We start from the raw sequence: 13,501 nt of genomic DNA, 5'->3' as shown, positions 1-13,501 counted from the left end.
ACCACCCGGTATTGTTGAGACAATCATGCTCGTACTAGCAGTCGACACCGCGACACCCGCCGTTACAGCGGGATTGGTGCACCTGTCACCTGCCGGTGAACCCGGCACCCGCCCCGCCGTGGCGACGCTCGCTGCCCGCGTGAAGGTCGACGCCCGCGCGCACGCCGAGGTCCTCACTCCGCAGATCCTGGAGTGTCTAGCCGAGGCGGGGGTGCGCCGCGACGAGCTCGACGCGGTCGTCGTCGGGCTCGGACCTGGACCGTTCACCGGGCTACGCGTGGGAATGGCCACCGCGGCCGCCTTCGGTGACGCGCTCGGGTTACCCGTGCACGGGGTGTGCAGTCTCGACGCCATCGCCGCCGACACGATCGGTGAGAAGCGAGATCCCGGCGAGCTGTTGGTGGTCACCGACGCGCGCAGGCGCGAGGTGTACTGGGCCAAGTATCTGAACGGGGCGCGGGTCGCCGGTCCCGAGGTGAACAAGGCTGCCGACGTTCCGGTGGGTGAGGCCGCGGCGATCGCCGGGTCGGCCGCGCACGTGGACTTCTTCGATCTGCCGGTGCTGCCCAGCGAGACGCCCTCGCCTGCCGGGCTGGTCACCGTCGCGGCGTCGGCGCTGCTGGCGGGAGAGGCACCGCAAGCGCTGGTGCCGTTGTATCTGCGCAGGCCCGATGCGGTGGAGAACAGCTTCCGCACCCTCGACCGGACCGGGGCGTGAGTGCCGTGACCGAGTACCTGATCGCTCCCATGACCCTGCCCGACATCGACCGCTGCGTCGAACTCGAGCACCTGCTGTTCCCCGAGGACGACCCGTGGCAGGCGGTGTCGTTCCGGTCCGAGCTGGCCGGCGGGCACAACCGCTACATCACCGCGCGCACCGCAGACGGGGTGATGGTCGGCTACGCGGGTATCGCGCTGCTCGGTGACGACGCCCATCCCGAGGCCGAGGTGCACACGATCGGTGTCGACCCGGAATGTCATCGGGGCGGCATCGGCACGCTGCTGCTCGAAGCGCTGCTGGCGACGGCGGCCGAACGCGGCGGGCCGGTGTTCCTCGAGGTGCGCACAGACAACGCGCCCGCCATCGCGATGTATGCCAAGCACGGGTTTCACATCATCGGGCTGCGCAAGAACTACTACCACCCCAGCGGGGCGGACGCGTACACGATGCGCCGTCCGGAACTGACCGCCGCGGCCGATGAATGGGCCGCGCGCGGCCGGCAGGACGAGGTGTTGTCGTGATCGTCATGGGGATCGAAAGCTCGTGCGACGAAACGGGAGTCGGCATCGTGCGCCGTCATTCCGATGGCTCGGTCGAGCTGCTCGCCGATGAGGTGGCCTCGAGCGTCGACCAGCACGCCCGCTTCGGCGGCGTGGTGCCCGAGATCGCCTCGCGCGCACATCTCGAGGCGATCGTGCCCGCGATGCGCCGTGCGCTGGCGACCGCGGGGATCAGCAAGCCGGACGCGCTCGCCGTCACCATCGGGCCGGGGCTGGCCGGTGCGCTGCTGGTGGGGGTGGCCGCGGCCAAGGCCTATGCGGCGGCGTGGGATGTGCCGTTCTACGCGCTCAACCACCTCGGTGGGCACGTGGCGGTCGATACGCTCGAGCACGGGCCGATGCCGCCCGCGGTGGCGCTGCTCGTGTCCGGTGGGCATACGCACCTGTTGCAGGTCACGGATCTGGGTGAGCCGATCACCGAACTCGGCAGCACCGTCGACGATGCCGCCGGGGAGGCGTTCGACAAGGTCGCGCGGCTGCTCGGTCTCGGCTATCCCGGTGGGCCGGCCCTCGACGCTGCCGCCGGCTCGGGTGACGCGCGGGCGATCGCCTTTCCCCGTGGGATGACCGGGCCCCGCGACGCGCGCTACGACTTCTCCTTCTCCGGCCTCAAGACCGCGGTGGCCCGCTATGTCGAGGCCGCGCAGCGTCAGGGCATCACGCCCGACCAGCTGCCGATTCCCGATATCGCCGCGTCCTTTCAGGAGGCGGTGGCGGATGTGCTGACGATGAAGGCTGTCCGGGCGGCGACCGACGTCGGTGTCGACACGATCGTGCTCGGCGGCGGCGCCACCGCTAACTCGCGCATTCGATCACTGGCCGAAGAGCGGTGTGCTGCCGCGGGTTTGACGCTTCGGGTGCCCAAGCCACGGCTGTGCACGGACAACGGTGTGATGATCGCGGCGCTGGGCGCGCACGTGATCGCGGCGGGTGCGCAGCCTGCTGAACTGACTGTCGCCACCGATCCCGGGCTGCCGGTCTCGGTGAGCGCCCTGCGCGGCTAGCGCCCGTCCTGCCTGGTCGCACGGCACTCCTGAAGAACCCACCACCGGTCCACCCGGCGCAGTGCGCGTGCTAATCGGCTGGCGGTAAGGGGATTTCGTCTGTCGCGGTGGCCGACGGAATCGGGAGGGTGCTGTTGGCGGGGGCCTGCGTGGGCGAGGTATTGGGGGTGGAGGGACGTTGTCTGCCGCCGCCGGAGGAGCCGCTGTCCAAGGGGCCGCCGAGAGGAGACTCGGGGTAGGGGATCTGCGGGAGGTTCGGATCGGGGCGCAGGGTGGGGGCCGTCGTCGAGGTGGGCGCGGAGGGCGTGGTGCCGCTCGGGCTCGGCGCCCCGGTGGTGGCATTCGGTGCTTCGGTCGCGGGCGGGGCCACGGTGGCGCCGGTGCGTTCGGTGCTCTCGCGATTGGCGGGGGTGGGTGCCGGGGAGGGCACCAGCGGTAACGGGGATTGACGCACGGTGCTGCTCGTGCCGGCGGGGGTGACATCGGGGGCGTCGGGCGAGACTGCCTGCACGCCGTAGCCGATCACCAGGCCGACCACCACGACCGCGCCGACGAGGGTGCCGACGACCTTGGCGAAGGTGCCACTCGGTGCGTCGGCGTGCCCAACGCCCGGTAGTCCGGACGGTGCCGCGGCGTCGGCGACCAGCGCCGCGCCCTTGGCGATGACGGCCTCGGGGTCGGGCACGGTGAGCACGGGGACGTCGAGGCGCGATTCGAGAATGTCGATGACACACGGGATGTTGGCGCAGCCACCGATCACGGCGACGGCGTCGGGGTACTTCGGCGCGCGGGTGAACACCGACGACGAGAACAGCGCGATATTGCGCAGAAGGCCGTCGATGAGCTCCTCGAAATCGGGACGGGTGAGCTCCAGCCCCTGCCCCGCTACATGATCGATGGTGACGACGGGTGCCAGCGACAGGTGTTCCTTGGCCGCACGGCCACGGTTGGTCAGGGTGGTGCGGTTGGGCCGGGTGCCACGTCGGGCGTAGTGCAGGTCGACCAGGTGGTGGTAGATCAGCTCGTCGATCGCGTTGCCGCTCAGCGTCGGCGTCCGTTCGGTGTGCAGCACCACGTTGTCGGTGTAATCGGCCACGGTGACGGTGAGTCCGGTCGCGCCCAGGTCGATCACGGCGACGGTGGGGTAGCGGTCGAGCAGTCCGGTGTGGCGCAGATAGGCGAGGGCGGCGGCGCCCTCGGTGACGAGCCGCAGATCACGGTGGCGCGTGGTGGCGGCCCGAATGGCTTGTGCCTGTTCCTTGTTGCGGTAGGCGACGGCGACGCTGGTCGGTGGCCGTGACCGGGCCGACTCGGCGCGGCAGTGGCCGCCGGAATAGCGCCCGAGCGGTTCGCCTGCCATCGCCGCCTGTGACACCGGCAGCTGGGTGGTCATCAATTCGATCGAGGACGATACGAGATCGCCGAGATCGGAATGTGCCTCATCTGCGGAAACGACCCGGTAGTCGAAAGTCTGCTCGCCCGCGGGCCCCGTCGCGACCAATGCCGAGCACACCACCTCGTTCCCGGCCGAGATGCCGAGGGATGTTCGCATGTTCACCTCCCTTCAAGCCGATGGTGCTCTCCGAGCGGATGGCGCCTTCCTGTGCTATGTCACAGCCTGTTATGCGAACGTTACAGATTGTGGCAGGCGATGTGAAGATCACTGGCCAGTGTGGGCGTGTCGAAAATGCGACATCGGCAGAACCCGACCTTGAGTGCTGGCACTCTCGCGTATAGAGTGCTAGTCGGCACTGTGAAGCTGTACTTGTGCCAGTCGACTTCTGGGCTTCGGCTCCGGCACCCGCGACGACGGGGCTGTGCGCAGGGTCGCGAGCTGACCGAAACCCGGCCTGGGACACCAGTTCCGGACAACCGAATTTCCCCTGAAAGTGGAGGGCTCAACGTGGCGAGCGTGAACATCAAGCCGCTCGAGGACAAGATCCTCGTCCAGGCCAACGAGGCCGAGACGACGACGGCCTCCGGCCTGGTCATCCCGGACACGGCCAAGGAGAAGCCCCAGGAGGGCACCGTCATCGCCGTCGGCGCGGGTCGCGTCACCGACAAGGGTGACCGCATCCCGGTCGATGTCAAAGAAGGCGACGTCGTCATCTACAGCAAGTACGGCGGCACCGAGATCAAGTACCAGGGTGGGGAATACCTCATCCTCTCGGCGCGCGACATCCTGGCCGTCGTCACCAAGTAAGGCCAACGCCGCATCAGCGTTCCGCCCCGGCGTCTTCACAGGCCCGGGGCGGATTGCGTTCACAAACAGGAGCTGAATCCTCTTATGCCCAAGCAGATCGAGTTCGACGAAAAGGCTCGCCGGGCTCTGGAACGCGGTGTCGACAAGCTGGCCGACGCCGTCAAGGTGACCCTCGGCCCCCGCGGCCGGCATGTGGTGCTGGCCAAGGCTTTCGGTGGCCCGACCGTCACCAACGACGGTGTCACCATCGCGCGTGAGATCGACCTCGAGGACCCCTTCGAGAACCTCGGCGCACAGCTCGTCAAGAGCGTCGCCACCAAGACCAACGATGTCGCGGGCGACGGCACCACCACCGCCACCGTGCTGGCCCAGGCGTTCGTGCGCGGCGGCCTGAAGAACGTCGCCGCGGGCGCCAACCCGATCACCCTCGGCCAGGGCATCGCCGCTGCCGCCGAGAAGGTGTCGGAGGTGCTGCTCGCGCTGGCCACCCCCGTCTCCGGCGAGAAGGCCATCGCCCAGGTCGCCACCGTCTCCTCGCGCGACGAGGAAATCGGCGACATGGTCGGTAAGGCGCTCACCACGGTCGGCAAGGACGGCGTCGTGACCGTCGAGGAATCCTCGACCACGAACACCGAACTCGTCATCACCGAAGGTGTGCAGTTCGACAAGGGCTACCTCTCGCCCTACTTCCAGACCGATCCCGAGACCCAGCAGGCCGTGCTCGAGGACACCTACGTCCTGCTGCATCGCGACAAGATCAGCTCGCTGCCCGATCTGCTGCCGCTGCTGGAGAAGATCGCCGAGTCCGGCAAGGCCGTGCTGATCGTGGCCGAGGACGTCGACGGCGAAGCGCTGTCGACCCTCGTGGTCAACTCGATCCGCAAGACCATCAAGGCCGTCGCCGTCAAGGCGCCGTTCTTCGGTGACCGTCGCAAGGCGTTCCTCGACGACCTGGCCGTCGTCACCGGTGGCACCGTGATCAACCCCGATCTCGGCGTCACCCTGCGCGAGGCCACCATCGAGCAGCTGGGTCAGGCGCGTCGCGTCGTCGTCACCAAGGACGAGACCGTGCTGATCGACGGCGCGGGCTCCGACGAGGACATCAAGGGCCGCAGCGCGCAGCTGCGTCGCGAGATCGAGGCCTCGGACTCCGACTGGGATCGCGAGAAGCTCGAAGAGCGTCTGGCGAAGCTGGCCGGTGGCGTCGCGGTGATCAAGGTCGGCGCTGCCACCGAGACCGCGCTCAAGGAGCGCAAGTACCGCGTCGACGACGCGGTCGCCGCCGCCAAGGCCGCGGTCGAGGAGGGCATCGTCCCCGGTGGTGGTTCGGCGCTCGTGATCGCCGCTGCCGCGCTGGTCGAGCTGCGTGACTCGTTCACCGGCGACAAGGCCGTCGGTGTCGAGGTGGTTCGCAAGGGCCTCGAGGCGCCGCTGTACTGGATCGCCAGCAACGCCGGTCTCGACGGTGCGGTTGTCGTCGCCAAGGTCTCCGAGGGCAAGGAAGGCTTCAACGCCGCCACCCTGACCTACGGCGACCTGCTCGCCGACGGTGTCGTCGACCCGGTCAAGGTGACCCGCTCCGCCGTGGTGAACGCCGCCTCGGTCGCGCGGATGATCCTGACCACCGAGAGCGCCATCGTGGAGAAGCCGGCTGAGGCCGACGACGACCACGGGCACCACGGTCACTCGCACTGAGTTGTCGGAGCGAACCGCCGCTGCGCGGCGAGACCCTCCTCAGGGTCGGGTCGTGCGTGGCGGGTTGGTGATATGACGAAGGCCCCCGGATCGCTATCGCGATCTGGGGGCCTTTCGTCGTTCAGCTGGCTACCGGGGGATCTTCGGCATCCAGGGCGGCCAGTAAACGGGCGCGCAGGGACGGTGGCGGTGGGGTGGGGGTTGCGGACGCGAGCTGGGCGAGAGCTTCGCGGGTACCGCGAACCTCTCGCAGGAACTGCGTACACAGGGTGGAGTCTTCGGTATCGATGATGGTCTGGATCGCGTGATGGTCTTCGTCGTCGATCAATCCGAGCGCGACGGTGTGCGCGAGATCGATCTGGGCTTCGTTCATCTCACGTCACCCCCAAACTTTTCTTCAGTCGTGTCAATCCGTCCCGAATTCGGGACTTAACGGTCGGTAACCCGATGCCGAGGTATGTCGCTACCTCCGCGTAGGTCCGCCCGCCGTAGTAGGCGAGCGAGATCGCCTCGCGCTGGGTCTCGGTGAGGGTCGAGAGTCCGCGCTGGACGGCCTGTTGTTCTAGTCTGCGTTCCACCTCCTCGGTGACCTCGTCGAATTCGTGTCCGAGCACCCGGATCCCGTACGCGACCTCGCGCTGGGTGTGGGCTTGCTCGGCGCGAACCCGGTCGACCGCGCGCCGGTGTGCCAACGTCATCAGCCAGGTCACCGCCGACCCCTTGGCGGGGTCGAAACTCGTGGCGGTACGCCAGATCTGGAGATAGACCTCCTGAGTGGTCTCCTCCGCGTACCCGGGGTCGTGGAGCACCCGCAGGACCAGGCCGAAAACGCGCGCGGACGTTCGGTCGTACAGCTCGGCAAAGGCCTGCTGGTCGGACAGACCGCATCGTTCCAGCAGTGCAGCTAGCTCGACTCCTTCGGCCGCGCGTGCGGTAACCGCAGAATCCACGCTCGGTGGAAAGGCTTCGCTTCGGAACCCATTCTGTGTCATCGGTCACGAATGTAGCCCGAGGCTATGACCTCCCGCGACCGGGGGTGCCTTTTATTCGGGTGCCAGCTGTTTGCTAGAGATTCGGCGCGCCACGGCCAGCGGATTGGAACAGATTTGCCAACCCGGCCAGACGGGCCCGGTTGGCCTCAGACGGCCATCCGTCGCCGGTTGCGGCGGGCGTGCATCTCGCGTTCGGTCTCGGACATGCCGCCCCAGATGCCATAGGGCTCGCTGACCTTGAGGGCATGGGTGCGGCACTGCATCAGCACGGGGCAGGCCCGGCAGATCTCCTTGGCGCGCATCTCGCGCGCCGTGCGGGCGCGGCCGCGTTCGCCGTCGGGGTGGAAGAAGACCGCGGAGTCCTGACCGCGGCACGAGCCACGCATCTGCCAGTCCCAGACATCGGCGTTCGGTCCGGGGAGGTGGGTGGGCATGGGCATGTGAACTCCTTGAGGCGCGAGCTCGTCAGCGTTGTCGAGCGAGTGGTGCGGCAGGTCTTCGCGCCACCCGATGGGGGTGGCCGGCTCGACGGTGCCTGACGGTGCCGCTCGGAGGTCGCTGCGATTTCGCGCGGCGCCAACCGTGGCGATGAGCTACGTTAGGTGCAGGCGGGAATTTCCGTCAATAGTTCGGCGCATGAGTTCAGTAAATCTGCAACGCTGAAATTTAACCTACTCACTATTTACATTTCACACCCGATCCCTCCATACTGTTTGGTTGGCTATGGATCGGGTGTCTTCGCGTTTCCGAGACATCCCATATTTTCCCAGGTCGCGCCGGTCGGGGCCTGGTTCGTGCCGGTGACGGCCAGGGTGGCCGGGTGTGCTGGATCACAACGGCCTCCGCCGCCGGACTGCGTGCAGATGGCGAAAACGGGGCGTGAAGGTTAATTGCGCGAAACGCATGTGAATTCGAGACTTTCCGGTAGTGGCATCGGGGAGCGGAGATTTACCTGATGGCAACATCGACACTCGAGAGAAATGCTGATTGTTTGCTGATTGCCCCTCGTCGATCCATAACATGGGAGCCGCCCGGGGTAGGTGGCGGCTAGAGTCTCGTCGTGCAGACAACGGCCTCACCCGCGGATATCGGTTCCGAAATACTCGTTTCGACTGCTTTCGGGCCCACTCCGGGCCTGGCCGCTGCGGAGTTGCCGGAGCCGGCGGACCCGTTGTCGCGGTGGTACCGCGCGGTCGCGCTCGGCGGACAGGGCCGCTACGCCGCCGCCCGTGCTGACCTGCTGATATCGGCCAGAACCGCGACCGATCCCGGCCTGAAATCCCTCGTCGAGAGCACCCGTGGATCGCTGCTGCGCCAGCTCGGCGATCACGCGGGTGCGGCAGCGTTCGACGGCCGCGCCGCGGCGATCGCACTCGGCGCCACCGGCGCGTCCCGTGCCGAGGCGCTCGCCGACGCGTACACGGGCCTGGCCGCCGATGCCCTCGGCACCGGTCGGCTCGCGCTGGCCCGCACGCTGCTCGGCCGGGTACGGCCACTGCTCGGCGCGGCACCTCCGCGAGCCGAGGTGCGCTGGCACTGGGTGCGCGCCGAGACCGCGCTCGCCGGCGGTGAAGCGGGCGAAGCACTGCGCGACGCGGTCGCGGCGGCCGAACTCGCCGCGGCGCTGCCCTCTGTGCGTCACCAGGTGAAATCGGCACTGCTCGTGGCGGCCGCGACAGCAGCGACCGGCGATCTCGCCGGGTCCGCCGAACTGGCCGTGCGAGTCGACGCGGACTGCCGCGAAAACGGCCTTCTCCCACTGCGATGGGCCACCGCGATGCTGCGCTCGGGAGTCGCCGAACCGGCTCTGGCGCACGACGCGGCGGGCGAAGCCGCAGATCATGGCGCCCGTCTACGGGCCTGGGGTGGGGACATCGCCCCGCTGGGTGCCTGATTCGCTCCAGATGATCTTTCTGAGAGCTCGGTTAGAAGCGACCACGCCCGCTGGCGGCCGATCCGGGGGTCGCTATTGTTAGTCCCGTTCCGCCTTTTCGGTGGAAGCTCGGTCACATTCGACCGCGCCACTCGTAACGCCAGGAAAATCTCTGACGATGACGCATATGGGCGAAGAGTTGGACCTCGCCGTCGCTGCGGCTGCGCAGGGCGACAGGACCGCTTTAGCTCGGGTATTGGAACTGGTCCGTCCCTTGGTAGTTCGCTACTGCAGGGCACGGATCGGAGCCGCGGAGCGCGGACAGCTCTCCGCGGACGATGTTGCGCAAGAGGTCTGTTTGGCTGTGATGACCGCCCTGCCCCGCTATCAGGATCAGGGTCGGCCCTTCATGGCCTTCGTGTACGGAATCGCTTCGCACAAGGTCGCCGACGCCCATCGCAACGCCGCCCGTAACAAGGCGGAGGCGATGGCCGAAGTACCAGATGTCATATCCACCGACCACGGGCCGGAACAGCGGGCTCTCGACTCGGAGACGAGCAGGCAGATGAACACTCTGCTGGCAACGCTCCCCGAGAAGCATCGAGAGATCCTGATCCTGCGTTTGGTCATGGGTTTGTCAGCAGAGGAAACCGCAGTCGCCGTGGGCAGCACGGCGGGGGCGATACGGGTTGCCCAGCACAGGGCACTCGCGAAACTGAAGTCACAAGTGGCGAGGGCAGGTGAAATGTATGGCTAGGGATGGCGAGCGCGGTCTAGGCGACCGGAAAGTTTGGCAGCGCGGATCGCACGACAGCGGTCCCTACGCCGCCGAGGACGCCGGTGACTCCGGGCCGGTCGACATTGCGGCGGTGCGCAGCGATGATGCGCTGATCGACGCGATCGCGAGCGATGGTCCGGTGCGTACCGACAGTCCCGAAGAGTTCCAGCTCGCGTCGTTACTCGCGGATTGGCGGGCCGACCTACTGGCCGAGCCGATGCCCGCGGGCCCTGATCTCGACACCGTGTTCGCGGCTGTCAATCAGGAGATCGGTGCGCGGCAGGTTCGAGTCGGAGCTTCCTCGCGCGGACGTCTACGACTGGTCCGCCCGATTTTCGGGGCAGCAGCGGCATTGTCGCTGGTGTTCGGCGGTATCACGGCCTTCGCTTACAGCGCGGCCCCCGGCGATCCGCTGTGGCGGGTCAAGGAGGTCGTGTTCAGCGAGCAGGCGCAGTCCACCGTCGTACAGTACGCCGACGAAGATCTGCTGGCCGCGCAGAATCTGCTCACCTCGGGCAATCCGGAACAGGCGAAGGCCAGGCTGGAACAGGCTTCGGCCAACGCAGGCCAGGTCGACGATCCGGCCAAGCGTGAGGATCTGATCGCGCGCTGGAACCTGTTGCGAGATCAGCTGATCAAGGTCGCCCCGGAGATCGGCGCGCAACTGCCGCCGACCACCACCGCGCCGGCCAAGCCGAGCTCGCCCGTCCAGGTCCCGCCGACGACGAATCCGGGCACCACTGCGCCGGTGGCGCCGACCGGTCCGGGAGCGGGTACCACCGATCCGTCGACCCCACCGCCGGTCATCATGCAGACCCCGGGCCCGGGCCCGGAAACCAAGCCGCTGGTTCCCGTCGAGCCGACGCAGCCGCCGGTCGAGCCGACACAGCCGCCGGTGACTCCGCCGGTGACTGTCGACCCGACCACACCGCCGACCACCATCGTCGAATCACCGCCGGTCGTCACTGTGCCGACGGTGGTCCCGACGTCCGCACCGCTGCCGAGCTTGCCGCCCACGCAGCAGGTGCCTCCGCCGGCGACCATCCTGCAGTCGCCGCCCGCGGTGCCCTCGCCGTAGCAGCACGATGAATTGAACAAAGACGAAGGCCCCGAACAGGTTCGGGGCCTTCGTCTTGTGCTGGGGGGATTTCCGGTGCGGGCCTGCGTAGTCCCCCACGCACGCGTGACCGAGAGTGGGGGAGGGCAGGCGCCGCGACGGACTCAGCTGTGCCGAGTCGCCGGAGAGCTCAGTTGTCGAACCCGTCGAAACCGTCGCCGTGGAACGCCTCGTTCATCGACGCGTCCGCGTAGCCGCGGCAGTAGTCCCACGTGACGTAGGCCTCGGGGGTGGGGTCGTAGGCGGGTTCGTGTGGACGGACGGTGCCGTCGACCAGTAGCTGTAGGAGGTTCGCCCGCAGCATGTCCCAGTCGTGGTAGTGATCTTGCCGACAATCCTCACAGCTGACGACCAGACCGCGGATACCGCGGTGGGCCAGCAGGGCTTCGTATACGGCGAGGTCTGCGAGATCTTCCTCGACCGCGAGGCGCTCATGAGGATCCAACGGCTCACCGGGCTCGATCGCATCGAGCGCGGCGGACGGGTCGGAGGGGTCTCCGGCGAAGGGATCCGGCGGCAGGCCAGGTGGTAGATGGTCACGCACATCCCCACGGTACGCAGTACTTGGTGCATCGCGCCAGCGATGCACCGGGCAAGTTTTGCGGAAGGGCTCACTTCACAGGCGTCTCCGGGCGCCGGATACCATGGAATACAGGCGTCGGCGACTTTGTTCCAGCCGACCATCCGAAAGCTTTTTCCGCTCGAGCACCGACGCACCGTGTCTACCGCGTCGGTAGCTATGACGACCAGGAGGGGTCGATCCGAATGAGTAATCCCGTGTCGGGCGAACGAATCGCGGTGCGCCCTCCTACGGGGGGCGACGATCCGACCAAGATCGCCATGCTCGGCCTCACGTTCGACGACGTGCTGTTGCTGCCTGCCGCCTCGGATCTCATCCCCAGCTCGGTCGAGACGTCCAGCAAGCTGACCAGGGACATCACCCTGCGCACGCCGCTGGTGAGCTCGGCCATGGACACCGTCACCGAGGCGCGCATGGCCATTGCCATGGCGCGTGCGGGCGGTATGGGCGTGCTGCACCGCAACCTCTCGGCCGCCGATCAGGCCGCCCAGGTGGAGACGGTGAAGCGCTCCGAGGCGGGCATGGTGACCGACCCGGTCACCTGTCGTCCCACCGATACCCTCGCCGAGGTCGACGCCATGTGCGCCCGCTTCCGCATCTCGGGTCTGCCGGTGGTGGACGAGACCGGTGCGCTGGTGGGCATCATCACCAACCGCGACATGCGCTTCGAGGTCGATCAGGACCGTCGTGTGGACGAGGTGATGACCAAGGCGCCGCTGATCACCGCTCGTGAGGGTGTCACCGCCGAGGCCGCGCTGGGTCTGCTGCGTCGCCACAAGATCGAGAAGCTGCCGATCGTCGACGGCAACGGCCGCCTGCGCGGGCTGATCACGGTCAAGGACTTCGTCAAGACCGATCAGTACCCCAACGCCACCAAGGACCGCGACGGCCGCCTGCTGGTCGGCGCCGCGATCGGTGTCGGCGAGGATTCCTGGTCGCGGGCCATGACGCTGGCCGACGCCGGGGTCGACGTGCTGATCGTCGATACCGCGCACGGCCACCAGTCGCAGGTGCTGCAGATGGTCGCCAAGGTCAAGGCCGAGGTCGGTGACCGGATCCAGATCGTCGGCGGCAATGTCGCCACGCGCGCCGGTGCTGCCGCGCTCGTCGAGGCGGGCGTCGACGCGGTGAAGGTGGGTGTGGGCCCCGGCTCCATCTGCACCACCCGCGTGGTCGCCGGTGTCGGCGCGCCGCAGATCACCGCGATCCTCGAAGCCGTGGCCGCCTGCAAGGCCGCCGGTGTGCCGGTGATCGCCGACGGTGGCGTGCAGTACTCCGGCGACGTCGCCAAGGCCATCGCCGCGGGCGCGTCCACCGTGATGCTCGGCTCGCTGCTCGCGGGTACCGCCGAGTCGCCCGGCGATCTGGTGCTGGTCAACGGCAAGCAGTTCAAGGCATACCGCGGCATGGGCTCCCTCGGCGCCATGCAGGGCCGCGGCCAGGCCAAGTCGTACTCCAAGGACCGCTACTTCCAGGACGACGTGCTCGCCGAGGACAAGCTCGTCCCCGAGGGCATCGAAGGCCGCGTTCCGTTCCGCGGCCCGGTCAACCAGGTGATCCACCAGCTCGTCGGCGGCCTGCGTGCCGCGATGGGCTACACCGGTTCGCAGAACATCGAGCACCTCCAGGGCGCGCAGTTCGTGCAGATCACCGCGGCGGGCCTCAAGGAGAGCCACCCGCACGACATCACGATGACCGTCGAGGCCCCGAACTACACCGGGCGCGGCTGAGTACAATAGATGCGTTTGTGCGCCGGGAGGTACGCTCCCGGCGCACAAGGGCAATGCAAGCAGGCTCCGAGTCCGCCGCCTACCGGCACTCCCGGCCCCGCACGACCCGACCTCGAGGAGGGTCCGCCGCACAGCGGCGGTTCGCGGCCGGGTCGCCGGGGAGGCGCCCCCGCCGGGGCGCCCGAGGGGCCACCGGGGGGGGCGGAACGGCGGGCCGGGGGGGGCGCCCAAGAGCGCCCCCCCCCCCA

General features: G+C 68.1%; 14 protein-coding genes. 9 read left to right on the top strand and 5 right to left on the bottom strand.

Going from position 1 to position 13,501, the window contains the following annotated elements; genetic code table 11:
- The first annotated feature begins 25 nt into the window (after positions 1-25).
- The 3 genes from tsaB to tsaD are packed head-to-tail and all read left to right on the top strand — an operon-like array spanning position 26 to position 2,285.
- On the top strand, positions 26-718 hold the full coding sequence (gene tsaB, locus ACWF99_RS13660; protein ID WP_452536090.1) for a tRNA (adenosine(37)-N6)-threonylcarbamoyltransferase complex dimerization subunit type 1 TsaB: 693 nt from the start codon (positions 26-28) through the stop codon (positions 716-718).
- Between the two features lie 29 nt (positions 719-747).
- Entirely contained in the window at positions 748-1,242 is a 495-nt protein-coding gene (rimI, locus tag ACWF99_RS13655) for a ribosomal protein S18-alanine N-acetyltransferase (RefSeq protein WP_101468212.1), read from the top strand.
- A complete protein-coding gene (tsaD, locus tag ACWF99_RS13650) occupies positions 1,239-2,285 on the top strand; it encodes a tRNA (adenosine(37)-N6)-threonylcarbamoyltransferase complex transferase subunit TsaD (RefSeq protein WP_378635322.1) in 1,047 nt (348 codons plus the stop codon). The genes rimI and tsaD overlap by 4 nt, the downstream gene beginning before the upstream one ends.
- Before the next feature lie 70 nt (positions 2,286-2,355).
- Here the strand turns inward: tsaD and ACWF99_RS13645 are convergent, their stop codons facing one another.
- Complete coding sequence (locus ACWF99_RS13645) at positions 2,356-3,837, bottom strand: Hsp70 family protein (RefSeq protein ID WP_452536089.1); 1,482 nt, start codon at positions 3,835-3,837, stop codon at positions 2,356-2,358.
- A gap of 351 nt (positions 3,838-4,188) precedes the next feature.
- Here ACWF99_RS13645 and groES point away from each other — a divergent pair, with 351 nt between their 5' ends.
- Together groES and groL are read left to right on the top strand one after the other, a co-directional pair.
- On the top strand, positions 4,189-4,488 hold the full coding sequence (groES, locus tag ACWF99_RS13640) for a co-chaperone GroES (RefSeq protein ID WP_056818214.1): 300 nt from the start codon (positions 4,189-4,191) through the stop codon (positions 4,486-4,488).
- An 84-nt stretch (positions 4,489-4,572) separates the two neighbouring features.
- On the top strand, positions 4,573-6,183 hold the full coding sequence (gene groL / locus ACWF99_RS13635; RefSeq protein WP_378635326.1) for a chaperonin GroEL: 1,611 nt from the start codon (positions 4,573-4,575) through the stop codon (positions 6,181-6,183).
- Positions 6,184-6,304: 121 nt separating this feature from the next.
- On the opposite strand, the gene ACWF99_RS13630 is transcribed toward groL, so the two are convergent.
- The 3 genes from ACWF99_RS13630 to ACWF99_RS13620 form a co-directional block, all read right to left on the bottom strand.
- Positions 6,305-6,556 carry an RskA family anti-sigma factor gene (locus ACWF99_RS13630; protein WP_378635329.1) on the bottom strand — a complete coding sequence of 84 codons (252 nt, stop codon included), beginning with the start codon at positions 6,554-6,556 and terminating at the stop codon, positions 6,305-6,307.
- Position 6,557: 1 nt separating this feature from the next.
- The gene (locus tag ACWF99_RS13625; RefSeq protein WP_378635331.1) at positions 6,558-7,175 is read right to left on the bottom strand and encodes a sigma-70 family RNA polymerase sigma factor; all 618 of its coding nucleotides are present in this window, start codon (positions 7,173-7,175) and stop codon (positions 6,558-6,560) included.
- A gap of 146 nt (positions 7,176-7,321) precedes the next feature.
- Positions 7,322-7,615, bottom strand: a complete 294-nt coding sequence (locus ACWF99_RS13620) for a WhiB family transcriptional regulator (protein WP_022567299.1) — start codon at positions 7,613-7,615, stop codon at positions 7,322-7,324.
- Between the two features lie 620 nt (positions 7,616-8,235).
- Here ACWF99_RS13620 and ACWF99_RS13615 point away from each other — a divergent pair.
- The 3 genes from ACWF99_RS13615 (at position 8,236) to ACWF99_RS13605 (ending at position 10,904) form a co-directional block, all read left to right on the top strand.
- Complete coding sequence (locus tag ACWF99_RS13615) at positions 8,236-9,069, top strand: hypothetical protein (protein WP_452536087.1); 834 nt, start codon at positions 8,236-8,238, stop codon at positions 9,067-9,069.
- A 157-nt stretch (positions 9,070-9,226) separates the two neighbouring features.
- A complete protein-coding gene (locus ACWF99_RS13610; protein WP_056818204.1) occupies positions 9,227-9,805 on the top strand; it encodes a sigma-70 family RNA polymerase sigma factor in 579 nt (192 codons plus the stop codon).
- A complete protein-coding gene (locus ACWF99_RS13605; RefSeq protein ID WP_378635336.1) occupies positions 9,798-10,904 on the top strand; it encodes an anti-sigma-D factor RsdA in 1,107 nt (368 codons plus the stop codon). Before ACWF99_RS13610 ends, ACWF99_RS13605 begins: the two co-directional genes overlap by 8 nt.
- A gap of 169 nt (positions 10,905-11,073) precedes the next feature.
- On the opposite strand, the gene ACWF99_RS13600 is transcribed toward ACWF99_RS13605, so the two are convergent.
- Complete coding sequence (locus ACWF99_RS13600) at positions 11,074-11,487, bottom strand: DUF5319 domain-containing protein (RefSeq protein WP_022567296.1); 414 nt, start codon at positions 11,485-11,487, stop codon at positions 11,074-11,076.
- A 221-nt stretch (positions 11,488-11,708) separates the two neighbouring features.
- Here ACWF99_RS13600 and guaB point away from each other — a divergent pair, with 221 nt between their 5' ends.
- Positions 11,709-13,253: an IMP dehydrogenase gene (gene guaB / locus ACWF99_RS13595; protein ID WP_378635339.1), complete on the top strand. Its 1,545-nt coding sequence runs from the start codon at positions 11,709-11,711 to the stop codon at positions 13,251-13,253.
- Positions 13,254-13,501: the final 248 nt, after the last annotated feature.

This window comes from Nocardia sp. NPDC055002, assembly GCF_053608825.1.
Note: the sequence above shows the minus strand (reverse complement) of the source record. Positions and strands in the feature narration are given on the sequence as shown.

What these genes read in the sequence shown, in the direction of transcription:
- tsaB (WP_452536090.1), top strand. Translation starts at nt 26, where the DNA reads ATGCTCGTACTAGCAGTCGACACCGCGACACCCGCCGTTACAGCGGGA.
- rimI (WP_101468212.1), top strand. Translation starts at nt 748, where the DNA reads ATGACCCTGCCCGACATCGACCGCTGCGTCGAACTCGAGCACCTGCTG.
- ACWF99_RS13645 (WP_452536089.1), bottom strand. Translation starts at nt 3,837, where the DNA reads ATGCGAACATCCCTCGGCATCTCGGCCGGGAACGAGGTGGTGTGCTCG.
- groL (WP_378635326.1), top strand. Translation starts at nt 4,573, where the DNA reads ATGCCCAAGCAGATCGAGTTCGACGAAAAGGCTCGCCGGGCTCTGGAA.
- ACWF99_RS13630 (WP_378635329.1), bottom strand. Translation starts at nt 6,556, where the DNA reads ATGAACGAAGCCCAGATCGATCTCGCGCACACCGTCGCGCTCGGATTG.
- ACWF99_RS13625 (WP_378635331.1), bottom strand. Translation starts at nt 7,175, where the DNA reads ATGACACAGAATGGGTTCCGAAGCGAAGCCTTTCCACCGAGCGTGGAT.
- ACWF99_RS13620 (WP_022567299.1), bottom strand. Translation starts at nt 7,615, where the DNA reads ATGCCCATGCCCACCCACCTCCCCGGACCGAACGCCGATGTCTGGGAC.
- ACWF99_RS13610 (WP_056818204.1), top strand. Translation starts at nt 9,227, where the DNA reads ATGACGCATATGGGCGAAGAGTTGGACCTCGCCGTCGCTGCGGCTGCG.
- ACWF99_RS13605 (WP_378635336.1), top strand. Translation starts at nt 9,798, where the DNA reads ATGGCTAGGGATGGCGAGCGCGGTCTAGGCGACCGGAAAGTTTGGCAG.
- guaB (WP_378635339.1), top strand. Translation starts at nt 11,709, where the DNA reads ATGAGTAATCCCGTGTCGGGCGAACGAATCGCGGTGCGCCCTCCTACG.